Genomic DNA, 25,695 nt, shown 5'->3' with positions numbered 1-25,695 from the left:
TTACCTATTGTTTAGAAGTGAAGTGTAAATGTTGTGAACTCCTTCCAATGATTTCCTCCACGTAAACTTTTCGGCAAGTCGAAGCCCGGATTTTGTAAGGTCCGTCCTTAATTTCTCGCAACTATGAAGCTTAGATATGGCCAGAGCCAGGTCCTGAGGATCATAGGGGTCAAAGTATATAGCGGATTCCCCGGCGACTTCTGGTAGGCATGATGAATTTGCCGCTATTACAGGCTTACCATGCGCCATGGATTCGATCACCGGAAGTCCAAATCCCTCGTAGAGAGATGGAACTAAAGTGAGATCTATCTGGTGATAAAATGCCTGAAGATCATCATCCGATAAGTGCCCCAGTTCGATAAGGTTATCGTCCCCAATCTGCTGACGCATCCGATTTGAAATTTCAGAAGGGAGGATCTGTCCGGCTCTTACCAGAGCCAAATCAATTCCGTATTTTCGTTTTGCTAATCCTAAAGCAATAGGTAGAATATCTAAATTTTTTCTTTTTAAAATGCTGCCGACGCTACCGATTAGCAACTTTCCGTGGCCAGCGGGAAGCTTTGTTCGGACGGTCGCGTGGGTAATATTTGCAACTGTTGGTGTATATGTCCCGTTGGGGACCACATGGATGCGGTCTGCCGGAATACCTAATAAATTGATGATTTCACTCTTAGTGTATTCAGAAACCGCGATGAGAGCATCGGCTTTGGAGAGGTTTTGGACAACTTTATTGAACCGCTGAAGTTGGTTGCTTGTAAGATCCTCTGGATAACGAAGGGGAATCAGATCGTGGACAGTCACCACAGTCATACTTCCTCCTGGTATATAATTTATCATATCTGCCCAGCTATGATCGAGTATATGAGTTATCTTGTGTTTACATTTGTTGGCCACAAGCCATGGGTAGAATATCTTACGGCTGCTGTATTTTTTGATCCTATACGTAGTTCTACATATCTTAGGGTCGATAATTAAGCCGCATGTGTATGGATCCTCAGGACGCTGTTCGCTGTTTAGCAACTGCGCATATCTCATCATCGACACACCTCGTGCACTCGGATGGGCTGGTATCCAATCTACTCGGTATTGCGGGGTGGAAGAAGGCATAAAAATTCGAAGGATTATGTCAGCAAGATTTTGTTCGTTGAAGATCTACAAAATCTTCGAATTCAGAGAGCTGCGTTGGTTTTTAACGAGAGTTCCCGTCAAGGTTTTGAATTTCCGATGATGGTGCAGTCCGTTCAGAGGTATTGAGCACATGTTTCTTTGCAAAAATGCGTTCAATTAGCGAACGGGGAGTGATTAATTTTATAGTTAGTATTATGATCAATCTCGAGTAACTTTTAAGGCAATTCGCAATGCCCTGCATTTTCCAGTGCCTGTATGAGAAAATCAGGAAAGATCTCGGGTAGAGTCCGCCCCTTTTGCTCAATGTCTGTCGGATGATTTTCAATGGTGTCCTAGAGTCTAGAAGCCATGAATCGTTGTCTTCCCTATAGACATACTCTTCAATGAATGGAGAATCCGGGTCGATAAAGCAGTTGAACCCTGCTTTTGTCGCCCGAAGTGTATAGTCTGAGTCACCCATCATGTGTGGTACTTTGCTGCCATCCGGAAATCCTATTCTCGAGACAATATCTCTAGGGAATGCGACTAGATTACCCCGACACGCATCAACTGCGATCAAATCTAGCGGAGGTTCGCTTATGATCTGTTGGTCTAGTTTGCCTAGGCCTCTATATGTTAATCTATGGTATGAAGTTATATCCCCTTTGTTGTCCAATATGCAACCTAGGCCTGATATGACGCAATTCTGTTTCATCGCCTTTGCGGCAATATTTTCAATGACGACAGGTTCAAGCGTTACGTCGTCATTTAACCACACCATACAGTTTGCACCGTTATCGTAAGCCCAGCGCATGCCTAATTCCATTGCACCGGTCCAATAGAGGCTGCCTGTGCCTGACAAAGTCTTCACATCGGGAAAATCATTCTCGATTGCATCTCGGGTTCCATCAGTCGACCCGTCATCCACCACCACAATTTTCCAGCCGTTCTTGAGTAATGGGCTAATCATCCTCAGGCACCGGCAAGTCACACTCCGTCTATTATAAACTGGAATAATAAGGTGTGGGCTAGGACTCTTCATGGTAGAAATAAGAAATTATCAAAAACTGTAATTTTGCTTGTCTCGTTCATTCACTTGGAATCAATCGCATTTTGGTAAACCTGTAATGTTTCAGAGGAACATTTTTCCCATGAAAACTTTTTAATGCGGTCATAACCTTTTTGTACCAGTTCAACTCTGAGACTCTTCGATTCTGTGATTCGACTGATGCCGTGAGCTATTTCGTCGGATTTTCCCGGATCAAAATAGAAAGCAGCCTCGCCTAGAATTTCCGGTATGCAGCTCGAAGAACTTGCCAATACCGGGCATCCCATTGACATAGCCTCCAGTGGTGGGAAGCCAAATCCTTCATAACGCGAGGGATATACAAAGGCGACAGCCTCGCTATAAAGCTGTCTGAGAAGGTTATCACTCCCTCCAAATTGCCTGATGTGGCCCTCTGGTATTCCCAATTCGGTTGCTACTGCCAACTCACTGGCGGACAGGGAACCGCCCCCGAATGCGACCACCCTGATATCCCCGGATTTACCGGAGGCTGCAAGTCCCCTGATGAATCCGGAATAATTTTTGTAGAAATCGCGATTACCAACATAGAGGAGGTAAGGGTGGGAAGTCGCGTCTTCCATGATTCTAATTTCCTCAGTAGTCAGTTGAGTGTTTTCTGCAGGCAACTCGAATCCATGATGAATGACGTGGGTCTTTTCCGGATCAATGCCAGTCAGTCTGACTAGATCTTTGCGGGTATTTTCTGATACGCATATAACCGCATCAGCGCGCAGAATCGCCGAACGTTTCAATTCAGCAGTCCTGTCATTGCTAGGCCATATTTCTGGATACAACTCGTGGATCATGTCATGAACCGTACAGACACGGGGCAGTTTTTTTCCTCCTATGGGTCTTTTCGGGTAATAGGATTCATGGATAATATCGGGTGGATTCAATTTAAATTCCATTTCTGAGAGCAAATCCCCAGCAAGATGGGTTATTCTTCTCGTTAGCCTAGGAAAAGCATCGATATGGTGCATGCGCGTCAGGGCAAATTGTGAAGCACTGAGATGGCGGTTTACGTGGAGAAGTCCATGAATCTTCACATCATGCCCCATTTCGGTAAGTTGTTCCCCCAGTTTCACTAGATATCTAGTTACACCGCCATATTTCTGCCAAGTGAAGAAATCACTATCCATTGCTATTTTCACCGGCGTCTGTGATGGAGTATGAAGAAACATTCTGTATAGCAAAGGCACCTTCTGCCCACGGAAGGGCGATCAACCGTTGGAATCCTTCAAATCTTTTTTAATCATGTCGTAGTCTTCCTGGAGTCGGGAAAATCTTCTGCGTTTGCGCTTTACCCAAGGGGAATAAAGCTTCATCAGAATTCCTGGGCGCAGCAGGAAGCGATCCAATCCGGTTGGCTGCTTGTCTGTCAGGATATGCCAGCCTTCGCTCAGATTCCAAAGGTTTACGTCAAGTATTGAAGCAAGTGTTTGGAGGCTTTTTTCGTGATATAAACTGACATGTTGTCCTGTCTCGAAAGCATAATACCACCAATCCATGGCTGGGACCTCTTCGGATGCATGAGTGAGCGTAGAGAAGATCAGAGTCCTACAGCCGTAGGTGCTGAAAGCGTCTTTTATAAACTCCAAAGGGTTGGCAATATGCTCCAAGACTTCAAAGGCGAACAAGGCATCCGCTTTGAAGCCTTCTCTTGGTTCAAAATCCTGAGCATAAAGATTCTGGCAGAACTGATCGGTCGTGTAACAGTCGAAGCCTTCGTCACGAAGCCCCCTGCATAGCAGACCGTAGCCACCCCCAATATCGAGGAATTTCGCATCAGGCTGGAAAATCCGATGAAGAATCGGACGGAGGATCTCCCAGTTCTGTCGATTACGGGACACCAGTCCGACATCCGTTCTGGCAATTGCACTCGAATAGGCTTCTTCCAGCCAATGCGGCGTCTCGGGTTGAAGCAGCAAGCAGCGGGGACAACGAAAATAACTGACACAGTATTTACCTAGGATCGTAGCATCAAATGCTTCCTCCATTGGCGAACCGTCAATAGGGCAAATGGCTTGAGTTGTGTTTTTCATTTTGGAAGTCGGTGAGGTGGGTAAATACGTTTTGTTTGTAAACTTGTCCACAAGGTTTGGCGGTTGTAATGGTTCGTATTGGTTCCCTGGTAGAGGATCATATTATTTGAGTGATTCCCACTCACCCGTAATCATGGACCGTCATGTTGGAGGATATGCCGGAAAGCTTGAGGGTTACATGATGAAATACTCGTTACTTTCTCCATCTATAGATCAATTTTCTAAGTACTGTTTTCCAGGAAATTCCGTAATGTCTTCTTGAGGCAAAAGCATCACGTGTATGATCGGCTGTGATCTTGCCCGGGTGAACCAAGGGGGATTCAATGGGATGCGTAATAAGTTTGGCATGCAGGTCATCGTTTGAGAAGGTATGGGTGGCGTCCTCTCCAAAGCCAATGTTTTCGACCATGTTGGCTGCAGGCTGGATGCTCAAGCCTCCAGCAGCCCAAGCTGCAAACGTCCACTGGTAGTCCCAGGTGTCGATCTTGCCTCCTGCTGTCTTGTTGAAGATGTCGGTCCAATATATGGAGAACGCTGGATTGTATCTTCCGAGCCGGAGTAACCAATTCGTGTTACTGAGTTCTTGCCACTGCTTTATTAGGTAATCGTAATGCTGCCAGGCTCTTCGCCAACTAGCCCATCCCCAGCAATGGTTGTAGATGCTGAAAGCATAGCTGGAACGGTCTTTTGTAGGCAGGTCGTACCCCATGGCTGTGATACCCATTATGTGCTCCTCGTCACGGTATCTTTCAAGCATTTCATCCACAAAGGGAAACCAAGTCTCGTCCGGCAGTACATCATCCTCAAGGATGATACCTTCTTCTTCGTGTTCAAAGAACCAAGAGATCCCTCCACTGACAGCTCTGCCACAGCCTAGATTCCCATCGCGAAAGAGGGTTTTGACTTCGCAATCCCAGTCGACCTGAGTGGCAATTTCCCGTGTGGCTATGACCAGAGCTTCCTCGCCCTCCCGATCCGGTCTTGGACCGTCGGCGGCGACATACAAACGCGGCGGCTTAACGCTGCGTATTCGCTCAAAGACACGGGTTGTAGTATCCGGGCGGTTGAAGATCAGGAAAAGGATAGGGGAATTCATCTCGGTTTCTTCCTATTAGTCTTATTCCGATGTATTCGCGCCTTGTTGTTCTTGGTCGAGCGGAATGGCGACTATATTTTGAAATGCATAAAGTTCTGAAAAAAGAGGTGATTCGCTTACCTTGACCATGCCTTTCGGGAGGAGGCGATATAAATCATAATTAGAAAGTAATTTACGAATGTCTCTGAAGTGCACACCACTTGCGACATTCATTTCATTAAACTCCAAATGAATATACCGAATTCGATTTTCAACAAGTAGTCTGGTTGCACCTTTCAATACGGAGAATTCATTCCCTTCGGTATCGATTTTCAAGTAGTCGATTTCAGTTATATGATGTTCCTCACAAAATTCATCGAGAGTGATCACTGCTACTTGGGATTCCGTAGTTTCTTGATGATGTAAGTCGGTGATTACCTCGGAATATAGAGAAGCGTGAGATGATCCGTCGAAATCAGCGCGGTCATAAAGTGTGAGTTCGCCAGGTTTTTCACCAACCGCGGAATTATTGATGATAACATGCTCCAATGCTTTCAAACGTAGGGCCTCAAAATTTTTTGGGTGAGGCTCAAACGCGTAAATTATTGCTGCAGGGAAACTGTTTTTAAGAGCTTCGGAGTAGCCTCCTACATTGGCTCCTACATCGAAAAAGACCGGATTATTTTTTTGGACCGCATTCTTTAATGTGACAGTGATCAAATGATCCTCTCCACTCACATTGCTATTCTCATAATTCAGAATGCCCATTCCCTTGATGCTGGCTTCGAAAAGTAATTGGTTGAATCTGTAAAATTGCTCGCGGGCAAAGACATTCCGGTAGATAAGTAAAAAATTAAATTTTAGAGTGCCTAGAACTTTGCTTATTTTCAGTTGCATTTATTAAGTGGATGATTGTGGGAGTTAACTCTATTTGCCTATAAGAAATAGGGATTTTGTTTGCATCCAGAATAATTGTTTTGATCCTGGGATGAATGCGCTACTCCAGTATGCCGCTACAGCCTGTGAAAATAGCGTAGCGAAAGCAGCTCCGACGCCCCCGTAAGATGGAATCAGAAGATAGTTCATCGTCATGTTTACTACGGCGCCCACGCATGTAGATATAAGAGAGAAACGATGCATTTTTTCAGTCAAGAGATATTGACCTCTGCACACTCCGGTGAAGACGAATAGGGATGCCCACACATGGATGGTGAGGATCGACGCTGCTGCTTGATATTGGTTCCCATAGAGTAAGACTATTATGAAAGGAGAAAGTAATGTGACCGGTAAGATGATCAGGTAGGCAATTGCCGAGTTGAGGGCCATGAAGCCTCGGAGGCGCTTTAGATACAGATCTTCTGATCTCTCCTTAGCTCTAACGATAGATGGGTATAGAGAGTTGGCCAACAACATAGGCACAAAGTACCAGATGGAGCTGAGCTTTGTAGCTGCCGAATACTCACCCACGGCCTTATTTCCCATCATGCTCCCAAGCATGATTTGGTCGATTCGCATATAGATTGTAATCGCTAGGGCGGAAAACATCACCGGCCATGATTCTTTTAACAAGTTACCGGCGAGTTCTTTCGATAGACGCCATTCCATAATGCTTCCATAATTCAGTTGGTAAAACCGAATTTTTATCAAACTGAGGGTCAATATTTCAAAAAAGCTGATTACCGCAAACGGAAGTAACGACCAACCGGCGTAGATTGCGATGACTTTTGCCCCAGAATAGAGCAACATAGTAATTACTGACGCAATCACAGAGAGTCGAGCCTGCACCTGTGACTGAAACCACATTTCGATGTGCTCGAAAGGTAGAAGGATTAGTCCCGCGCCAAGGACGACGTAGAGTGGAATTTGATCTTCGGGTGTTTTTCCTAAGACGACTATAAGGAGCATCAATGCGTATAGGAGAACCCCGGAGATACCATTGATCACAAAACAGGTGCCGAGAATTTTGTTCTTCGACTCTGGTTGGGCGATCATTTCTCTTTGCGCAATACTTTGAATTCCCAGTTGAGCAAAAACGGTGACAAGTGCGACGATTGAAAGAATGTAATTGTATAAGCCGAAATCTGAAGGTCCCAGATGGCGAGCCACGGTGACACCGACAAATAAGCCGAGGATCAGTCTGAGCATCTGACCTCCGAAGAGCCAACCAGTGTTTTTCAGGTATTTCCTGAAGCCCTCGTGTTTACGTCCGATTGCGGTCAGGCTTTTTAATTTAGCATACATCAATCAAAGCACGGGGTTTTGCGGCTGGGTGACGTGGTTATTTCTTCCGAATGCATGCAAGGCGGGTGCTGAAGCCCGCCTCAGCTGCCGCTGATTCTGGTAATAAGCGATGACATAGCCCAGGCAGAACCAGTTAGTGATAGCGCCGTAAGGAACTTCGTAAGTTGCTTGTACAAAACCGTTTGCCAGGCCTGCGAGAAATATGAGCATCGCGAGCAGGGCAGTACGGTCTGCCTCATCACGTGCTGCAATGGCAGCGCGCGTGACCTTGGCGCAGGTCCTGTAGAGGGTAAATACCATGAACATGAACAGAGTCACACCTGCTATCCCCAAGCGACCAATGACCGTGAAGAAGACGTTGTGGGGATAACGGGCGTAGGTTGCCGCATCCACGGAGTGGATATCCATACGCATATATTGCTCCAGAAAGCTCGATGTGATATCGCTTCCAAGTCCCATACCAAAGACGGGATTGATAGCCATGGCGTCCTCAAAGACGATGGTCCACCAAGCGATGCGCCAGTCGGTAGTTCCTGATGTTGTTGCGCCAGCTCCAAAGGCCTCAAGGTGCTCGTTGTCTTCGAGCATATGGCCGCTTTCAATTACGCCAGCGGCGATAAGTATCCCGACGACAAGCATTAGAATGGTTATGATCAAACCCATGCTGAGGAAGAGGTCCTTTCTTTTTCCTACCAGAATACAATGGCCTCCTACTAGAACGAAAGAGAAGATTCCAGCTGTCTTCGCGCCAATCAGTGCGAATAGTAGTATCATACCCAGGCCTGCGAGGTGGAGTTTTTTCTGCTGGATACCGATTAGTAGATAATAAATGCCACCTGCCGCGACGAGCGGAAGGTATGCATCCGGGTGGGGGCTGAAAATAACGCTCGCCGCCTCCAGAAGGCCGAACTGTCCGGCCTGGCCTAGTGCTGCATAAACCGCACTCCCTATCCATGCCGCGAAGATCGCGATTTTCAGGATTATCCCGAAGATGTGGTCGAGATCGTTATGTCGGAAAAGAGTATACCCGAAAAGGGCGAATGCCGCGTAATAACCTATGGCACTGTCGCGAATCGCCACAAGTCCGAATCGATCATATCCCGAGGTGAGATACAGTCCTACGACTATCATCCAAGTGATGATCATGACGTGGCTGAAAGTCGGGAAAATTTTCGCTCCCTTGTAGAGTCTCATGATGTAGCCCAAGCCAGCGCAGCAGAAGACAATTTCACCGATGTAGAATGGCTCCGCAGGGGAGATATAGGCGAAACCTTTTCCGGCAAATGCGTAGCCGACTATCAGGAGTGCGATCAGCTTGAAATCAAATGGGACGCTACGTTTGATCAGGTAGATCAATGCCAGTACGAACACTGCCACCAGGGCGAAGATCTGAAGTCGCTCCGGGAGTGCGGATGTTTCGCCTATCAGCCAGATTCCGAAAATGATGGCAACGACTGGAATTATGAAGCTGAGTAACTTGTTGCTGTTCATATTTTTTAGGTTTTGACGCGGGATACTTGGGGATAACTAGTGAATTGTCGACGAGCTTATAGAGGATCAGTTCGGAGACTGGTCGTCGCTATAAATTCTGGAATTCGGGCTAATTATTGGGTCTTTGGGAAGCGGGTCGATCCCTCTGGGAGATGGGCTGATCCCTCTGGGAGATGGGCTGATCCCTCTGGGAGATGGGCTGATCCCTTTGGGAGATGAGCCGATCCCTTTGGGAGAGGAGCCGATCCCTTTGGGAGATGAGCCGATCCCTTTGGGAGATGAGCCGATCCCTTTGGGAGATGCGCCGATCCCTTTGGGAGATGCGCCGATCCCTTTGGGAGATGCGCCGATCCCTTTGGGAGATGCGCCGATCCCAAAGGGAGATGCGCTGATTACGGCGAAAAATTGAGATTTATTCCGATAAGATCGGCGACTTTGCTAAGAATGACCAAATCGCCAACAGCGATAACTGTGTCGAAGAGGCGTATATAGTAGTGTATTTGGCTAAATATACCATATATAGTATATGCGCTCTAAACTTCGTATGAAACTGGGTTCGGATCCATTGACGAATTGGTCGAGTTTCCGCAAAATCCATTTGCAGGGTAAGGAAACGCTGCCGGACGGATCACTGGATGACAATCAGGTCGAGGTCATTGAGCCCGTTTTGAAACTTAAAAAAGAAAAAATATAATGCCTAAAATTACATCGAAGATTGTGGATCGCATTGAGGGATTTCGCGTCGCGTGGCGTGAAATGGCACCCGATGCGGTTTTCGCAGGAATGACTTATGAGCAGTTTGTGGAGGCCAGTGAGCCGCCTTTGACTGTGCGTGATGAGATTCTTGCGCTTGAGAGTAAGCTGAGCGGAAAGAAGGCTGAGAAGCTGATCGCCGATGACGCTGCCTCCGAGATGCTGGCCCTGGTTGTGAACTCCGTGAGGGGAACGCAGGGATATGGTGATGATTGCTCGTTGTATCGCGCTTTTGGTTTTGTCCGAAAGAGCGAGAGGAAGAGTGGTTTGACCCGTAAGTCAGCAGCAATGGCCGACGAAGCGAACGCCAACTGATCCAAGCTGTCGAAATCCTAGATCAGAAAGCGCCGCTTTGTGGTGTTACCCAAGTCGTCAGTCCCTTAATTGGGGCTGGCGACTTTTCTTTTAGAAAAAAGTGGAGGCGGTGGAAAGCTGAAATTGGAGTTATGTGAGCGGTGAGCGGGAGGCGACTGTAGTCCTTGTAGGCTTGAGTTTTTGCTGCGGTGGCTTATCCGGCGCCGGAACGACGCCGCTCCTTGGGCTAGGCTTTTGGAGCGGATTTTGTGGGCGTTTGCTTCTCCCGGCAGGCTTGCATTGAGAGGGAAAGGGTTTCGGCTTCTTCGAGCCATTGGATGATTTCCCTCAGGTTGAGGGAGCGATCGTTCAGGCGATCGAATTCCCGGCTGCCCTCGGGGGTGCCCCATTTCCAATCCGGAGCTATGGTCGGGTTTGAATTCATGGGATTCGCTTAAGTTCTTCGATATCAAACAGGTCCTGAGGACGGGAAGCTTCCCGCTTCATGGTGAGCAGGCTTTCCAATGAGACGATGGTGGCGATATTTCCGGGGCTCAATTCCATTTTTGAGACCTTTTCCAGCTCGCTGGCGAAATCGAAGGGCTCGTAGATGAATATATCGATGGGTGTCCGGTTGTGCTGATCACTCCACAGTTTGAGAACGATCATATTTTTCTCCTCCCGCCAGAGCTTCCGTGTATCCGGATTTGCGAATTCCTCCGGGCTGGTGGGAATGGCGATCTGGTAGCCGATGCCGAAGAGAGCGTTCAGGCCGAGGAAAATATTTTCCCGCTTCAGCTCAAGGACGATATCGACGTCCCTGGTCATCCGGACAAATCCGTGGGCGTTGACCGCAATTCCACCAACGATGATGTATCGGGCGCCCGCGGTGTTCAGAGCGTGGACGATGGCTTCGACGCTGCCTAGTTGCATGGACGGAGGTTTTTTGGTGCAGGCTGCCTGAACCGGTGGCTGCTGTGGGAGAAAAAAAGAGGAGGGCGGCCCATTGTCGGGCCGCCCTCCGGAAAGGGGGCTACACGATCATGCCGGCGGCGACGGTTTCATTCGTGCCGGGATCGACCAGAATGAAAGAGCCGGTATTCCGGTTGCGACGGTATGAATCGTGAACGAGTGGGGTAGCGGTGCGCAGGGTAATGCGGCCGATGTCGTTCATGGAGAGGCTTTCGATGTCTTCCATTTTGTGAAGGGTGTTCACATCGACCTGATATTTGACTTCCTGGAGGATTGCTTTGGTCTCCTGGGTGCAGTGACGGATGATGAGCTTGGAACGTGCGGCCATTGGGCGCGGGGAGAACCAGCAGACCATTGCCTCGATGTCTTGTGAGACCTTCGGGACGTTGTTCGCTTTCACGAGGGTATCTCCACGTGAGATGTCGATCTCATCGGTGAGTGTCATACAGATGGACTGCGGAGCGTAGGCTTCCTGGAGGTCGCCTGCTTCAGTGGTGATGGCTTTGATTTTAGTGGTGAAGCCGGATGGGAGGACGGTGACGTCATCTCCAGGCTTGAATACGCCACCGGCCACGCGGCCGGCATAGCCACGGAAGTCGTGCCATTCATCGGACATCGGGCGGATGACCCACTGGACAGGGAAGCGTGCATCGACGTGATTTTCCTCGCCGCCGACGTAGATGTTTTCCAGGTGGTAGAGGAAGGTTGGGCCCTCGTACCAATCCATATGCTTGGATTTATCGACGACGTTGTCACCATTGAGTGCGGAGATCGGGATGGCTGTGATTTCCACGACATTGTCGAGGCGGGAAGCGAATTCCTTGTAGTCCTTGACGATGGTGTTGAAGACTTCCTCCGAGTAATCGACCAGATCCATTTTGTTCACAGCTACTACCAGGTGCTGGATACGGAGAAGGTTCGCGATGAAGGAGTGGCGCTTGGTTTGCTCGATCACGCCTTTGCGGGCATCAATGAGGATGATTGCCACGTTGGCGGTGGAGGCGCCGGTGACCATGTTGCGGGTGTACTGGGTGTGGCCCGGGGTATCCGCGATGATGAATTTACGTTTCGGTGTGGCGAAGTAGCGGTATGCGACGTCGATGGTGATGCCTTGTTCGCGCTCGGCCTTAAGGCCATCGGTAAGGAGGGCGAGATTAACGTTTTCATCGCCACGTTTTCTGGAGGATTCCTCCATGGCTTCGAGTTGGTCCTCGAAAATGGATTTGGAATCGTAGAGAAGACGTCCGATGAGTGTTGATTTGCCGTCATCTACTGAGCCGGCGGTTGTGAAACGAAGAAGATCCATGGGATAAAGTGGGAATTGATCAGTTTGCGGTGATCAGGAAAAAATATTGATTGGTTGGAGTGCTGGGTTGCTGGAAGATTTAGAAGTAGCCTTCTTTTTTACGGTCTTCCATGGCGGTTTCCGAACGTCTATCGTCGGAGCGGGTGCCGCGTTCTGTCTGGCGGGCTGCGGAAACCTCTGCGATGACTTCATCGAGGTTGGAGGCAGTGGAGCGAACCGCACCGGTGCAGGTGGCGTCTCCGATGGTGCGGAAACGGACGACTTCCCTGGTGACTTTTTCGTGTTCCTGGGGTTTCAGGAAATCGGTGACAGCGAGGAGCGAGCCGTTCCGTTCGAAGATTTCGCGCTCGTGGGCGAAGTAGATGGAAGGAAGAGGAATTTCCTCGCGCTGGATGTACATCCAGATGTCCATTTCAGTGAAGTTGGAGAGAGGGAAAACGCGGAAGTGTTCACCTTCATTCTTACGTCCGTTGAATAGATTCCAGAGTTCCGGACGCTGGTTTTTCGGATCCCATTGGCCGAAGTCATCGCGGTGGGAGAAGAAGCGCTCTTTCGCGCGTGCTTTTTCCTCATCGCGGCGGCCACCACCGAGTGCGGCATCGTATCTGTGTTTTTCGAGGGTATCGAGAAGGGTAACGGTCTGGAGCTTGTTACGGGAGGCGTTAGGTCCGGTTTCTTCCACAACGCGGCCGGAATCGATGGAATCCTGGACGGAGCCGACCACGAGCTCTGCGCGGAGGAGTCTAACGAACTCATCTCGGTAATGCATGGTCTCGTCGAAGTTGTGCCCGGTATCCACGTGAACAAGAGGGAACGGAGGGCGCGCAGGCCAGAATGCTTTCTTGGCGAGCCAAGCCATGACGATGGAGTCCTTGCCGCCGGAGAAAAGGAGGGCTGGGTTCTCGAATTGTGCTGCGGTCTCCCGAAGGATGAAGATGGCCTCTGCTTCGAGTTGATCGAGGTGTGATAGTTGATAGTTAGGCATGGTAAAAATCCTTTGTGCTATAAGCAAAGCTGCGACGCGCGTTCAGCGGTCGCATGGCGTTGTTGTAGGAATATTGAAGGTGGGTCAAGTAATAATTAGTAATATGAGTGGGTTACTAATGATTACTCTCTGGCGATTCTCGGCAGGGCTTTTTCGACGAGCTCGATGGCTGCTTCCTCTACGCTGAGAACCTCTGTATCCAAGGTGATATCAGGGAATTGAGGGGGCTCGAAGGAGCTTGCCTGACCTGTAAAGTTGGCGATTTCTCCTTTGGCTGCTTTCGCATAAAGGCCTTTCACATCCCGTTTCTGGCACGCCTCGAACGAGGCTTGCACGTAAACTTCCAGTAGATTTTCTTCACCGATGATACCTCTGGCGAGATCGCGCAGTTCACCACGCGGGGTGATGGCGGAGATGAAGACGATGGCACCGTTGGCGATGAGGATTTTGGCGATTTCCGCAATACGGCGGATGTTTTCGAGACGATCCTGGTCTGAAAAAGACAGGTTGTTGTTGAGTCCGGAGCGGATGTTGTCTCCATCGAGGATGATGGTGTAGCGGCCTTGCTGATGGAGGACGCGCTCCGTGGCGTTGGCGATCGTGGATTTACCGGAGCCGGATAGGCCGCACATCCATATGGCCAGGCCTTTTTGGCCGAGCAGGACTTCTTTGTCGTGGCGATTCAGGAATCGATGGAACTCGGTGTGGATATTGGTGCTCATGGGAAATACAGGTAAACTTGGAATTTACGGGGAGCAATGGACGCTTGTGAAGAGTGCTATGATTTCCCGCGCCTCCCGGAGATTGGTGGAGAGATCTTCACTGATTTACCGGCAATCATCAATAAGTAGTTCAGTCTCAAGATAGGTTTGATTTTCTTTCCTTGGAAATACTCCGGGTATGAGACGTTTTTAGTGGGATAAATGCTGATAGTGACAGACGTAAAAGCCTCCGTAAGTTTACGAAGGCTTTCACTAAGGTAGTCGTTTGCTGTCGGGTACTCAGATTTTTAGCGATTTCATGCAATCTATCAGCCTTTGCCGATGATGAAGGCTTCGAATCCGTGTTTTGCGAGTGCTTCCGCGGGTAGAATGGCGCGGCCATCGAACACGAACGCTGGTTTCAACATCAGCTCGTGGATTTTCGGAAGGTCCAGATCGCGGAATTCATCCCATTCGGTAAGGGTGGCTAGTGCGTGCGCGCCTTTTGCCGCAGCATAGGGATCCGCGGCGATCTCGACGTTTGAATCGATCAGTTGCTGGGATACTCCGACTTCGAGGAGGTCACGCTGGATTGTTGCGAACGGGACGCGAGGATCATAGATGACGACTTGTGCGTTCTCCGCGATGAGGTCGCGGCAGATATTGATGGCTGCGGATTCGCGGGTATCGTTGGTGTCCTTCTTGAAAGCGAAACCGAGAATGGCGATGCGTTTGCCATTAACGGTATTGAAGAGGGTGCGGACGATTTTCTCCACGAAGCGGGATTTCTGCCAATCGTTCATGGTGACGACCGAGCGCCAGTAAGCTGCGGGTTCGTGAAGATTGAAGGACTCGCAGAGGTAAACGAGGTTCAGCAAGTCCTTTTGGAAGCAGGAACCGCCGAAGCCAACGGATGACTTGAGGAACTTCGGGCCGATCCGTGAGTCTGTGCCGATGGCGCGGGAGACTTCATCCACATCAGCGCCGGTCGCCTCACAAAGTGCGGAAATGGAGTTGATGGAAGAGATGCGCTGCGCGAGGAACGCGTTTGCGACGAGTTTCGAGAGCTCCGAGGACCAAAGGTTGGTAGTGATGATCCGTTCGCGGGGGACCCAGTTTTCATAGACGGCGACGAGAGCCTCGAGAGCCTCCCTACCTTCCGGAGTCTGCTCCCCGCCAATGAGGATGCGGTCCGGGTTTTCCATATCGGTGACGGCAGTGCCCTCCGCGAGGAATTCCGGGTTCGAGAGGACCTGAAAGGTGGCGTTTGAGCTATTGTTCGCCGCGATGATGCTCTGGATGGCGGTGGCAGTTTTGACCGGGATGGTCGATTTCTCGACAATGATTTTATTTCCCTCGGAGACTTCCGCGATGAGACGGGCTGCGGACTCGATGTAGCGCAGGTCAGCGGCGCGGCCCGCTCCAATGCCATACGATTTGGTGGGAGTCCCGACGCAGACGAAAATGAGATCTGCTCCTGCGATGGACGGTTTGAGGTCGGTAGTGAAGTGCAGGTTCTTACCGCGTGATTTTTCTACAATTTCCTTCAGGCCCGGTTCGTAAACTGGAAGTGTATCGGAATTCCATGCATCGATGCGGGCCTGATTCATATCGCAGACTGTCACTGTGATATGAGGGCATTTGGCGGCGATCATTGCCATGGTAGGGCCGCCGACGTAGCCGGCTCCGAGGCAGCAGATAGAGTTGATTTTCATGAGATTATCAGGGGTGGGGGATCTGGATCAGTTGCGGGTGTGGTCGCGGATGGAGTGATAAAGGAAAAGCGAATTGTAGGTGAAGTAACGTCTAAAAAGTCTGCGGGGCTCCATTGCCAGACGATAGGCCCATTCCATTCCAGCTTTCTGAATGGCTGTGGGTGCCTGCTTTACCTCTCCTGCATGAAATGCAAATGCAGCACCGATGCCAAAATAGACCGCAGGGGGCAGGCGGTGCTTGTTTTCTGCGATCCAGAGTTCCTGTTTCGGGCAGCCGAGGCCTACCCAGACAAGGTTGGCTCCAGACTGGCGAATTTTTTCAATGATTTTAAGCGTCTCGGACTCCGCCCACTCTCCGAATGGCGGGGAGTAGGAATCTGCTATCGTGGAATCGGGGAATTCGCCTGCGAAGCGGTCCCGTAATTTTTTCAGTGTGCTTTCCTTGCCGCCGAGAAGGAAATGACTGATCCGGACTTCAGGTGTGTTTGTTGCCTCGAAAACCTTGAGCATCAGAGTCGGTCCATAGACACGATCCGTAAGTTTATCCGGTCCGGTGAGGTGGGCGTTGAGGGTCCATACGAGCGGCATTCCGTCCGGGGCGATGAGGTCGAAGCGTGAGATGGCTTCCCCGAATCGTACGTCGCTACGTGCGAGCGCAGCGACATGGGTATTGGCTGCCTCGACCGCGTAGGGCCTGTCTCCGAGGGAGCTTTTGTCCAGTGCCCATCTGGTGGCTTGATCGTAATCAACGACGGCGACGGGAAGGCCGATAACAGGTAACCGTTTCAATATAACAGGAGATGTGGAAAAAGGAGGAGAGCTAGACTTTGCAGACTGGCTCTATCGGTAGGAAACCGGTATTTGCGGCGATGGATTGATCCCGGGTTTCCTGATCTGCGAAGAGGTAGAGTGCGTATCCGCCGTGCCCGCCGCCACAGTATTTGCGGGCAGTTGCTCCGGGAATTTCCGGGAGGACATCCATACCCTCGTCGAGCTGTGCTTCGTATGAGAGTGTGATGGCCTGGGCAAGTTGTGCGCAATCGGCGGTGAGAACAGCTTCTCGCGCGTGGCGGGCAGCTTCGGCGATTTTATCGAAATTCCGCTTGGTTTCGGCGAGACCCGGGGTGTCGTGCGGCTTGCCGGTCCAAAAGAGGGCCATGAGGCCGTTAAGGAAATCACCGTTTCTTTTAAAATCGAGGACGGGTCTATCGCCGGAGCGCCAGACACAGAGGCCTGTCTCACGGATTACCGCAGGATCCTGCCAACCGACGCCGAGCTCAAGTTCCGACTCGATACTTTCGCGTCCATTGAGGAGTGCCCATGCCCCGCTGCCGCCGAGCCCCGCTTGTTTTTCGTAGGCCCACTCGCGGAGTGAGACGAGGGGTGAAATGGCGCAATTGACGATGTATTCGCTTTCCCTGGAGAAGCGCGGGACATCGAGCCAGCCGCCTGCGAAATCGACCCGGAGAGGTGCTTCCGTGGGAGCCTGGACCCAGCGCACGATGGAGGAGGTGGATACCGGGTCAAAGCGAGGAGGTGTCTTGGGAAGGAGGGTGTATTCCGCTCCGACACGCGCGCAAAGTTCACGTTTGATATCACCGTATTTATCGTCTTCGGTGACAATGAGGAAATCCGGTTTGATGCGGAGGAAATCCTCCTCGAAATCGACGCCCTCCTTCTGGCCCTGGGAGATGATGACTTCATCGATCATGCGCATTCCGGAGAGGAGCGCGTGTTTGTGATCGTCCGGGATGGAAGGTTTCCGGCGTTTGTGATGCCAGAGAACCTCCGCGGATGCGAACGAGACGATGAGGTAGTCACCAAGAGCACGTGCTTCCTCGAAAAACTGAAGATGTCCGGCGTGGAGAATATCGTAGCAACCCGAGACGAAGACTTTCTTTAGCTTTGGTTCTGGCATGGGGACTTTTTAAAGGAGTTTTGTAAGTTTGTCTGCTTCGCGCTCTTTCGAATATTATATTCGAAAGTATAGGTATGAGCAGGGCAAGCGGTGGACGGTGGCTCTTCTTTATTAGAAGCTCAAGATGTTGGTAGCTCCTGCACGCTACCGCCCTTGGTCGATTTTCCTTTTTGAGGGGAAAAAACCTGAGGGAGTGATTATGGGTGGTGGGATTTTGCATCCTGGCCGGACGCAGTAGACGATTGAGAGGTGACGGAAAGTATTGTTCAATTCAAAATGAACAAAGCCGCCGCGCTTTCGGTAGCTAGAAATCAGGGGAGGGCTTTGAGGGTAGCAGGATCGAGAATAGATCGAGGCTAACCGGTTGTACGCTGCCGAGGAATTCCAGCAGGACTTTCACACGCTCCGTGGCGGAGGCGATGCTGTGGACGGTGCCCTTCATGCCCTGGAATGGGCCGGTGGCGACCTCGATTTCGTCTCCGACGTCGAGTTTCGGAGTCAGGGTGATGATATCGTCCCCATCGCCGATCTGGCTTTGGACCTGATCGATGAGGGATTTCACGAAATCCTCCGGCACGTCCGGGATTTCCGAGCCAAACCGGACAAGGCCGCGAACTCCTTGGGAAAACATGACAGCACGCTCCATTTCCATGAGGTCGAATTTGGCGAGGACGTAGCCGGGAAAGAGTGGCTCCAGCCACCATATTTTGCCGCGGCGGGTGGCTTTCTTATATTTGATGCGGGGGCAGAAAACTTCGATATTTTCCAACTCCTGAAGGTGCTTTGCTGCGATATGCTCGCGCTTCGTCTGTGTACGAACGCAGAACCAGCGGGGAATACTTTTTTCTTCTTGAGTCATTGTCCGAGGAATTTCTGTAAGACGGGGAGGACTTGTCCGCCGCGTTTTGCCCAGCTTTCGAGGCGATCAATACGCTCGGTGAAAAATTCGCGGTCGGCGGAATCCGCGCTGTTGAGGGCTGTTTCCTGGATAAGCTCCAGCCTGGCTTTTCCACTATCGAGATGGGGGCGGACCTGCTCGCGGATGAAGCCGCCGACGAGGCGCTTCAAATCGACGGCGGGCTCGTAATAGGTTTTCCTATCGCCGTTTTTGATGGTTTCCCGGATGGCACCCAAGGTGCGAAGCGTGCGTAGTCCCTGGCTGGCCGAACCTTTGGAAATGCCGAGGAGGCGTACGAGATCATCGAGCGAGAGCGGGGTGGTGGAGATGTAGAGGATCCCGTAAATTTCCCCGAGAGAGCGGGGCAGGCCGAGGACGCGAACGCCATCCACGAAGAAATCCACAACCTGTTGCTGGAGCAGAGTTAGGTTGCTGGACTTATCCTGAATCTCGGGGGAGGGAAATTCCACATCCCTTAACTATTGGAAGGTGGGTGATTGTTCAAGAATTTTTGAACAACGTAATCACGTAGGTCTCCGGAGTTGGAAAGCCGCGCGAAACTAGAGCATGTCCCGGGTGATGGTGTAGCTGGCAGCACAGCGCGGGCACTGGACGGCGATGGATTCCGCACCGGCGAAGAGCTCGTCTGGCTTCTCACGCCAAGCTCCCAGGATGGGGAGAATCTTCTCTACCGTGCAACCGCAATGGAAGCGGAATGGGCGGGTCTCAAGGAGGTTGGTCTCCTCCGTTTCCTGAATCGCGGCGACATCGGCCTCGGTGAGGTTTTCGAGCCATTCCAAATCAGCATCCGGTTGGGCGGCGATAAGGACGAAACTCTCATCGTCCAGCCGGAAAGCGCGCGCGGGGCGTTGTTCTGACTGGGTATAGAACTGTGAGATCCATTTCACCGGATCACGGCCATCGACCTCAAGGGTGGAGGTTCTTGGCCCCGTGCCATCCGCCACGGTGGTCTGCGAGTAGAAGTAATTTCTATCCGGCTCACGGATATCTTCCGTGAAAACGCGGCCTGTGATGCTGGCTTCGTTGGAGGATCCGGTTACGAAGAGATTGATGCGCGGAGCGCGAAGGTTGGCCGTCCATGCGATGGTTTCCGACCAAGGGCGTGCACTGAGGTGCAAGGTGAGGACGGCGATTGCGTCCTTGAGCATCTGATCCAGCTCGCGGGGGTAGCGAATTTTGTTTTCCGATAAATGCAGATAATAATCCGTATAGATATCGATAAATTGAGCGCGCACCATCAGGCAGTTGCGGTGGCGGACGAAGATTGATTCGACTTTTGTGAAGTCCTCGGGCTGCATCAGTTGTGGAGTTATATGGTTTTCCCATCCGGGCATCAACAAGTTCTCATCCGCCGGACCGGGAGGTGGCGGGAGAGTGCTTTGAGAGATGCCGGAGAGTGATGAAGGCGTATTACGCGCCCGGAAGCTCGATGAAGCCTTCGAGTTTACGGATACGTGTAGGGTGGCGCATTTTCCGGAGGGCCTTGGCCTCGATCTGACGGATACGCTCACGTGTGACCTGGAATTGGCGGCCGACTTCCTCGAGGGTGCGGCTGTAGCCATCCTTGAGTCCGAAGCGCTGCTCCAGAACTTCCTGTTCACGCTCGGTGAGTGTGTCGAGGACGTCGCGGATTTTTTCCTTCAGCATGGAGAAGCCTGCTTCTTCCATCGGGTTGTCAGCGGCTTTATCCTCGATGAAGTCTCCGAAGGAGGTGTCATCGGAATCACCGACAGGTGCCTGAAGGGAAATCGGTTGCTGGGCCATCTTGAGGACGGCGCGAACACGCTCGACCGGAAGGTGGATTTCCTCGGCGATTTCTTCCGGGGAAGGTTCGCGGCCGTATTCCTGGACAAGCTGTTTCTGAACGCGCATCAGTTTGTTGATGGTCTCGATCATGTGGACCGGGATACGGATGGTGCGCGCCTGATCCGCGATGGAGCGGGTGATAGCCTGACGAATCCACCACGTTGCGTAGGTGGAGAATTTGTAACCGCGGCGGTATTCGAATTTTTCGACGGCTTTCATGAGGCCCATGTTGCCTTCCTGGATGAGATCGAGGAAGGAGAGGCCGCGGTTGGTGTATTTCTTCGCGATGGAGATCACGAGACGAAGGTTGGCCTCGACCATTTCGGTTTTCGCCTTGAGGGCCTTTTTCATCCAGAGGCAGAGCTCCGCGTTGGTCGGCTCGAAGTTTTCATCGTTGAGCCATGAGCGTTGCTGGAGTTCGCGCATTTTTGTCACGAATTCCTTATCGTCCGGATGGGTGTTGAGGCGGCGGGAGTATTTCCAGAATTTCTGGACGTAATCTTCAACGCGCTCGCAGAAATCCTCGACGATCTTCTGCTTGTAGTAGAAGCGGACGTAGATGCGGTGCATGGAAACGAGGTTCTTCTCGAAGGTTTCCTCAAGTTTCTTTTTGCTGCGTGGATTTTTGACGGAAAGCTGGCGGAAGATGTTGTCGTTCTCTTCGTGGAGGGCCTTGAGCTGCTCACAAAGTTTCGGGAGGCCTTTCATGTAGCGCTCACGTGATTCGATTTTTTTATCGAGGATGACACGGTCAAAGCGTTCCTTGCCTTTGGTGAGGTTGTCCGCGAGCTCGAGGTAGGCGTCTGTAACGAAGCCGAATTTGTGGAGATTTTTTGAAACCTCGATCTCGGCATCCTCGATGCGTTTGGAGATTTCCACTTCCTGCTCACGGGTGAGGAGCGGGACCTGGCCCATCTGCTTGAGATACATGCGGACAGGATCGTCGAGGATATCGAGCTTCTGGTCTGCCTTGACCTCTTCTTCCTCGCCATCGCCCTCGTCGCGCTTCTTGTCCTTGAAGCGGTCTACCTCGGAGGCATCGATGATATCGAACTCCATGTTCCGGAGGCGCTCCATGATGGCTTCCACGTCTTCCGGATTAACGAGATCGTTCGGCAGGATCTCGTTGATGTCATCGTAGGTGAGGTATTCCTGTTCCTTGGCGAGCTTGATGAGCTCACGGATTTTTTCCTGGATCTCAGGGGTGTCGATGCGGCGCTTGGCTGTTTTCTTTGTTTTGCCGGCCGGTGCTTCAGCGAGAGGGTTGGTAACCGTTGTGGCTTTTTCCGCTGGCGCTGCTGCTGTGGTAGTTTTTACGGCGGCTACCTTTTTGGTGGCTGTCTTTTTAACTGCAACTTTTTTGGTGGCGGTGGTTGTCGCTTTCTTCGCAGGAGCGGCTTTCTTTACAGCAGTCTTTTTCACTGCTTTCTTCGCGGGAGCGGCTTTCGAGGCGGTTTTGGTCGTCTTCTTTGCGGCTGGTTGGTTAGCGGAAGGTTTGGAAGGCATAAGGAGCTTGGCGGCTGGTGTGCGTGAGATTAGTAGACAATTCACCCATTAGTTGGGCACACGCAAAAAAATTACGGGCGGGCGGAATGAAGATGCACTGGCTGGCAAGGTCAAGTAGATTATTTGATGGGGTCGCGTAGATGGCGTGTGGAGCGGGAAATCTTTTGACAACGGGAGTTACCAGCCGTAGCGGACTACTCCGTGCCCGCCTTGGATGACTACACAGATCCTGTCGCGGAAATTTTCCCCGCAATGAACGATCATCATTCCCACACATGGCCCCGCGTGGAGGGTCGCGATCATTGGGTAGCGTGCCATTTCTGTGATGCCCAGCATTCCGTGACGTTGATCGAAGAGGGGGAGGTGGCCCATTGTCTGGAGTGCGGGCAGGTGCTTTACCGGAACCGGAAGGCCAGTCTTACGAGGGCGGTGGCTTATGGGATCACGGCGCTATGCCTGATGGCCATGGCAATGCTTTTCCCTTTTATCTCGATGGATGCGTTTGGAAACAAGGGGGTGGTCTCCGTGCCGGGTGCGGTGCTGAGTCTTTGGGAGGCGGGAGGTGCGGGAATTTCGATCGCGATCGCGGTATTTGTGATCGGTCTGCCGTTTTTTATGATCAGCTCACTGCTGTATCTCTGTGTGCCTTTGATGAAGGGGCGGGCCCTGCCGTATGCCGTGCGGGTGATGCGTGGATTCCTGGCGGTGCAACCGTGGGTAATGGTGGAGGTTTTTTTCCTTGGAGCGATGATTAGTCTGCTGAAGTTGGTAAAACTGGCGGATGTGGATTTGGGGATAGGCTTCTGGGCGGTGGCTGGCCTCATGTTCTGCATGGCCGGTGCGGTAGGGGGAATCGATAGGGTGGAGCTATGGGATCGTCTGGAACTGGCGGTGCGAAGGAGGAGGAAGTGAGAAGCAGCTTGCAAAATGGAATGGCGAGCTGCCACACCTGCATGAAGGTGAGTGATGCTTCCCACCACGTCTGCGAGAGATGTGGCAGTGCGCTGCATGCGCGGAAGGAGAAGAGCATCGAGCGGACGATCGCCTACGGAATCGCCGGGATACTGGCATTTATACCTGCGAATCTGCTGCCAATCATGGTGGTGACGCAGCTCGGGGTGAATGAAAATTCCACGATCATTGGCGGGGTGGCGACGTTCTGGCAAATGCATGCCTACCCGGTGGCGGTGATAATTTTTATAGCGAGTGTGATGATCCCCGGGCTGAAGTTCGTGGCGATCGCAGTGCTGACGGCGGCGGCGACGGGGCATTTGAAAATGGATGCGAGGCGGGCGAACAAGATTTACTGGCTGACCGAGTTGGTGGGGCGGTGGTCGATGGTGGATGTTTTTGTGGTGGCGATCCTTGTGGGGCTGATCCAGATGGGAAATCTGATGACTATTCGCCCGGGTGGGGCGGCGATCGCCTTCGGGCTGATGGTAATTCTCACGATGCTTTCCGCGCATTCATTTGACCCCCGGCTGATCTGGGACCGACTCCGAGAAAACGAAAAATTATGAACGACTCCGAAGAGATTCACCCAGAGGTGAAAAAAGACAGAAGCTTCAATCCTGTATGGATCGTGCCCCTGGTGGCTCTCCTGCTGGGTCTATGGCTGGTGAAGAGAAACCATGACGAAAAGGGAGATCTGGTGACTGTTCGTTTCGAGAGCGCGGCGGATCTCGCGGCCGGGAAAACGGAGGTGAAATGCCGGAATGTGACGATCGGGAAACTGGAGGATATTTTACTAACCGACAATCTGGATGTGAATACCACGCTGAGGATCAAGCCTGAGCACATGCATCTGGTGAGGGAGGATTCCCAGTTCTGGGTGGTCCGTGCACGGGTGCAGGGCAGTTCGGTATCTGGTCTGGGCACGTTGATCAGCGGAGCCTACATCGAGCTTGATCCGGGATCGCTGGGGAAGGATATGAAGAGCAAATCCAAGTTTGTGGGGCTGGAAGAGCCACCGCTGACACCGGCTAGTGTGCCGGGACTGCGCCTGGTGCTGAGTGCCGAGGAGCCGGGTTCCGTGGATGTGGGCAGCAGGATCTATTTCCGCGATACGATGGTGGGCAGAATCGAGAGCCGCGAGTTTTTCCCGGATGAAAAATTGGTGCGCTTCGGTGCGTTTTTCGAGGAGAAATACACGGGGCTGGTGACGAGTCAGACGCTTTTCTGGAAGACGAGCGGGGTAAAGCTGGATGTGGGGGCAGAGGGTTTCAATCTGGAGCTGCCATCGCTGGATTCACTGGTTTCCGGCAGGGTATCGATGGGGCCGCCGGATGATGGACTGGAGGGGGAACCGCTTGACGACGGGATGAGTGTTTCGCTCTACAATAGTGAGGAGCAGGCACGGGTGAGTCGCTTCAAGGGAGGCACGGAGTTTTTGCTGCTGGTGGATAAATCGCTGCGCGGGCTGCGTGCGGGAGCGCCTGTGGAGTTCCGAGGAATCAAAATCGGGCGGGTTGCTGAAATTTCCTACTCTCTGATCGAAGATGCGAAAATCGAGGAGATGCCGGTGCTGATCCAGCTGGATACGCGGCTGTTGGAGAAAAATTTCCCGCCAAATTTAATCGATAACGCGGCGAAGGGATTTTCCGAGGAGATCACGCGGAGGCTGAGGGCTTCCATACGGTCCAGTAGTTTGATCACCGGGCAGATGTTCGTGGATATCGATTATTTCGGCGGACTGGAAGATGTGGAGGTGGTGAAACGCGGTGGATACACGGTCTTGCCGACAGTGGAGTCCGGTCTGGGTAGGCTGGAGGACAAACTTGCAGCGCTGCTGGACAAGGTCAACGGGCTGGAGCTTGAGACATTGGTCAAAAATGTGAGCGAGACGACAAAACAGGCGACCACGACGCTGGGCTCCATTGAGGAAACCCTCGAATCCGACGAGGGTGTGATCGGTGAGGCTGAGAAAACATTGAAAGAAATGAAGGATACAATGGCATCGCTGAACACGATTCTGATCAACGAGGAAACGAAAGCCATTCCAGCCGACCTGCGGTTGACGCTGGCGAACCTGAACGAGACCTTGAAGCCGCTTTCCAGCAATGGTGCGGTCTACGGGGACCTGCGGAGGACGCTGGATGAGTTGCGTGGAACGGTGCGCTCAATCGACCGGCTGGTAGGTGAGCTGGCGGACAAGCCGAACTCGCTTATTTTCGGTAAAGATGGCAACACACGGGAAATCCCGCGGGCACGCTAGTTTCCCAACACACTATTTTCTGAATTATGAAAAATCTCACTGCGTTTGTATTTTGCTTATTAATGGCCGGTTGCGGATCGTCCGGGAATTTCTATGTGCTGGCCCCTGCCGGGAAGGTTCCCTCGAGTGGCGGACCGGGAATTGGTGTTGGGCCGGTGACGATGGCGGACTATCTGGTGGATAGGCCTTATCTGGTATTTCAAAGCACACCGACAAAGATGGAGACCTCCGACGCGCATCAGTGGGCGGGTGATCTGGAGAGCAATTTCAAAAGGGCACTGGGATCTGATCTGGGTTATCGCCGGGGGAGTGGAAATGTGCAGGAATATCCTTGGGAGCGGGAGAGCGAGCTAAGCTATCAGGTAGCGGTGGATGTGAAGCGTTTCCACGGAACCTCCGAGGGAGATGCCGTGCTGGAGGCTAGTTGGCGCCTGTATTCATTGCCGGATAGCCGACTAATCGCGAGCGGCACAACCACCCTCAACGAGCCTCTTTCCGGGGACGGCTTCGAAAGGCTGGCGGAGGCACAGAGCCGGTTGGTGGACCGGTTCGCAGTGATTCTGGCGGGGAAAATGCGCTGAAGA

General features: G+C 51.8%; 27 protein-coding genes. 7 read left to right on the top strand and 20 right to left on the bottom strand.

From position 1 onward, the window contains the following. The 8 genes from AAGA79_RS13690 to AAGA79_RS13655 all read right to left on the bottom strand — a co-directional run bounded on the left by AAGA79_RS13690 (position 1) and on the right by AAGA79_RS13655 (position 9,022). On the bottom strand, positions 1–1,038 hold the full coding sequence (locus AAGA79_RS13690; protein WP_411826373.1) for a glycosyltransferase family 4 protein: 1,038 nt from the start codon (positions 1,036–1,038) through the stop codon (positions 1–3). 151 nt (positions 1,039–1,189) lie between these two features. Continuing rightward, positions 1,190–2,149, bottom strand: coding sequence for a glycosyltransferase family 2 protein (locus tag AAGA79_RS13685; RefSeq protein WP_411826372.1), 960 nt, complete (start codon positions 2,147–2,149; stop codon positions 1,190–1,192). A gap of 50 nt (positions 2,150–2,199) precedes the next feature. Beyond that, positions 2,200–3,354, bottom strand: a complete 1,155-nt coding sequence (locus AAGA79_RS13680; RefSeq protein WP_411826371.1) for a glycosyltransferase family 4 protein — start codon at positions 3,352–3,354, stop codon at positions 2,200–2,202. A gap of 39 nt (positions 3,355–3,393) precedes the next feature. Then, the gene (locus tag AAGA79_RS13675) at positions 3,394–4,215 is read right to left on the bottom strand and encodes a class I SAM-dependent methyltransferase (RefSeq protein WP_411826370.1); all 822 of its coding nucleotides are present in this window, start codon (positions 4,213–4,215) and stop codon (positions 3,394–3,396) included. 193 nt (positions 4,216–4,408) lie between these two features. Then, positions 4,409–5,311, bottom strand: a complete 903-nt coding sequence (locus AAGA79_RS13670) for a nucleotide-diphospho-sugar transferase (protein WP_411826369.1) — start codon at positions 5,309–5,311, stop codon at positions 4,409–4,411. Positions 5,312–5,332: 21 nt separating this feature from the next. Then, complete coding sequence (locus AAGA79_RS13665; RefSeq protein WP_411826368.1) at positions 5,333–6,187, bottom strand: FkbM family methyltransferase; 855 nt, start codon at positions 6,185–6,187, stop codon at positions 5,333–5,335. Between the two features lie 30 nt (positions 6,188–6,217). Next, complete coding sequence (locus tag AAGA79_RS13660) at positions 6,218–7,531, bottom strand: flippase (RefSeq protein ID WP_411826367.1); 1,314 nt, start codon at positions 7,529–7,531, stop codon at positions 6,218–6,220. 3 nt (positions 7,532–7,534) lie between these two features. Continuing rightward, positions 7,535–9,022, bottom strand: coding sequence for an O-antigen ligase family protein (locus tag AAGA79_RS13655; RefSeq protein WP_411826366.1), 1,488 nt, complete (start codon positions 9,020–9,022; stop codon positions 7,535–7,537). Positions 9,023–9,146: 124 nt separating this feature from the next. Between AAGA79_RS13655 and AAGA79_RS13650 the strand changes: the two genes are divergently transcribed. The 3 genes from AAGA79_RS13650 to AAGA79_RS13640 all read left to right on the top strand — a co-directional run bounded on the left by AAGA79_RS13650 (position 9,147) and on the right by AAGA79_RS13640 (position 10,090). Continuing rightward, positions 9,147–9,431 (top strand): hypothetical protein, encoded by a 285-nt coding sequence (locus AAGA79_RS13650; protein WP_411826365.1) that lies wholly within the window; start codon positions 9,147–9,149, stop codon positions 9,429–9,431. Between the two features lie 117 nt (positions 9,432–9,548). Further along, positions 9,549–9,716, top strand: coding sequence for a hypothetical protein (locus AAGA79_RS13645; RefSeq protein WP_411826364.1), 168 nt, complete (start codon positions 9,549–9,551; stop codon positions 9,714–9,716). Next, positions 9,716–10,090: a hypothetical protein gene (locus AAGA79_RS13640; protein WP_411826363.1), complete on the top strand. Its 375-nt coding sequence runs from the start codon at positions 9,716–9,718 to the stop codon at positions 10,088–10,090. The genes AAGA79_RS13645 and AAGA79_RS13640 overlap by 1 nt, the downstream gene beginning before the upstream one ends. Before the next feature lie 226 nt (positions 10,091–10,316). Here the strand turns inward: AAGA79_RS13640 and AAGA79_RS13635 are convergent, their stop codons facing one another. The 12 genes from AAGA79_RS13635 to rpoD all read right to left on the bottom strand — a co-directional run bounded on the left by AAGA79_RS13635 (position 10,317) and on the right by rpoD (position 21,897). Next, on the bottom strand, positions 10,317–10,514 hold the full coding sequence (locus tag AAGA79_RS13635; RefSeq protein WP_411826362.1) for a hypothetical protein: 198 nt from the start codon (positions 10,512–10,514) through the stop codon (positions 10,317–10,319). Then, positions 10,511–11,002: a hypothetical protein gene (locus AAGA79_RS13630; protein WP_411826361.1), complete on the bottom strand. Its 492-nt coding sequence runs from the start codon at positions 11,000–11,002 to the stop codon at positions 10,511–10,513. Before AAGA79_RS13630 ends, AAGA79_RS13635 begins: the two co-directional genes overlap by 4 nt. 100 nt (positions 11,003–11,102) lie before the next feature. Beyond that, positions 11,103–12,347 carry a sulfate adenylyltransferase subunit CysN gene (gene cysN, locus AAGA79_RS13625; RefSeq protein WP_411826360.1) on the bottom strand — a complete coding sequence of 415 codons (1,245 nt, stop codon included), beginning with the start codon at positions 12,345–12,347 and terminating at the stop codon, positions 11,103–11,105. A 79-nt stretch (positions 12,348–12,426) separates the two neighbouring features. After that, a complete protein-coding gene (gene cysD, locus AAGA79_RS13620; RefSeq protein ID WP_411826359.1) occupies positions 12,427–13,332 on the bottom strand; it encodes a sulfate adenylyltransferase subunit CysD in 906 nt (301 codons plus the stop codon). Positions 13,333–13,454: 122 nt separating this feature from the next. Then, the gene (gene cysC, locus AAGA79_RS13615; protein ID WP_411826358.1) at positions 13,455–14,054 is read right to left on the bottom strand and encodes an adenylyl-sulfate kinase; all 600 of its coding nucleotides are present in this window, start codon (positions 14,052–14,054) and stop codon (positions 13,455–13,457) included. A 308-nt stretch (positions 14,055–14,362) separates the two neighbouring features. Continuing rightward, a complete protein-coding gene (locus AAGA79_RS13610; RefSeq protein ID WP_411826357.1) occupies positions 14,363–15,748 on the bottom strand; it encodes a nucleotide sugar dehydrogenase in 1,386 nt (461 codons plus the stop codon). A 27-nt stretch (positions 15,749–15,775) separates the two neighbouring features. Beyond that, entirely contained in the window at positions 15,776–16,537 is a 762-nt protein-coding gene (locus AAGA79_RS13605) for a WecB/TagA/CpsF family glycosyltransferase (RefSeq protein ID WP_411826356.1), read from the bottom strand. A gap of 31 nt (positions 16,538–16,568) precedes the next feature. Continuing rightward, a complete protein-coding gene (locus tag AAGA79_RS13600) occupies positions 16,569–17,666 on the bottom strand; it encodes an adenylyltransferase/cytidyltransferase family protein (protein ID WP_411826355.1) in 1,098 nt (365 codons plus the stop codon). A 304-nt stretch (positions 17,667–17,970) separates the two neighbouring features. Then, the gene (locus AAGA79_RS13595) at positions 17,971–18,525 is read right to left on the bottom strand and encodes a transcription termination/antitermination protein NusG (protein ID WP_411826354.1); all 555 of its coding nucleotides are present in this window, start codon (positions 18,523–18,525) and stop codon (positions 17,971–17,973) included. Next, the gene (locus AAGA79_RS13590; RefSeq protein ID WP_411826353.1) at positions 18,522–19,034 is read right to left on the bottom strand and encodes a GbsR/MarR family transcriptional regulator; all 513 of its coding nucleotides are present in this window, start codon (positions 19,032–19,034) and stop codon (positions 18,522–18,524) included. The genes AAGA79_RS13595 and AAGA79_RS13590 overlap by 4 nt, the downstream gene beginning before the upstream one ends. A 90-nt stretch (positions 19,035–19,124) precedes the next feature. Further along, positions 19,125–19,919, bottom strand: coding sequence for an Hsp33 family molecular chaperone HslO (locus AAGA79_RS13585; protein WP_411826352.1), 795 nt, complete (start codon positions 19,917–19,919; stop codon positions 19,125–19,127). 76 nt (positions 19,920–19,995) lie between these two features. Next, complete coding sequence (gene rpoD, locus AAGA79_RS13580) at positions 19,996–21,897, bottom strand: RNA polymerase sigma factor RpoD (RefSeq protein WP_411828236.1); 1,902 nt, start codon at positions 21,895–21,897, stop codon at positions 19,996–19,998. Positions 21,898–22,149: 252 nt separating this feature from the next. Here rpoD and AAGA79_RS13575 point away from each other — a divergent pair, with 252 nt between their 5' ends. From AAGA79_RS13575 to AAGA79_RS13560, 4 genes are read left to right on the top strand one after another with little or no spacing between them, the layout of a single operon-like run. Continuing rightward, positions 22,150–22,809 carry a paraquat-inducible protein A gene (locus AAGA79_RS13575; protein WP_411826351.1) on the top strand — a complete coding sequence of 220 codons (660 nt, stop codon included), beginning with the start codon at positions 22,150–22,152 and terminating at the stop codon, positions 22,807–22,809. Between the two features lie 20 nt (positions 22,810–22,829). Continuing rightward, a complete protein-coding gene (locus tag AAGA79_RS13570) occupies positions 22,830–23,417 on the top strand; it encodes a paraquat-inducible protein A (protein ID WP_411826350.1) in 588 nt (195 codons plus the stop codon). Next, positions 23,414–25,111 (top strand): intermembrane transport protein PqiB, encoded by a 1,698-nt coding sequence (locus AAGA79_RS13565; RefSeq protein WP_411826349.1) that lies wholly within the window; start codon positions 23,414–23,416, stop codon positions 25,109–25,111. The genes AAGA79_RS13570 and AAGA79_RS13565 overlap by 4 nt, the downstream gene beginning before the upstream one ends. 26 nt (positions 25,112–25,137) lie before the next feature. Then, on the top strand, positions 25,138–25,692 hold the full coding sequence (locus tag AAGA79_RS13560) for a membrane integrity-associated transporter subunit PqiC (RefSeq protein ID WP_411826348.1): 555 nt from the start codon (positions 25,138–25,140) through the stop codon (positions 25,690–25,692). The last annotated feature ends 3 nt before the right edge of the window (positions 25,693–25,695 follow it).

The organism is Luteolibacter sp. AS25 (genome assembly GCF_046736275.1).
Lineage (GTDB): Bacteria > Verrucomicrobiota > Verrucomicrobiia > Verrucomicrobiales > Akkermansiaceae > Luteolibacter.
This window is presented reverse-complemented; position numbering and strand designations above follow the sequence as displayed.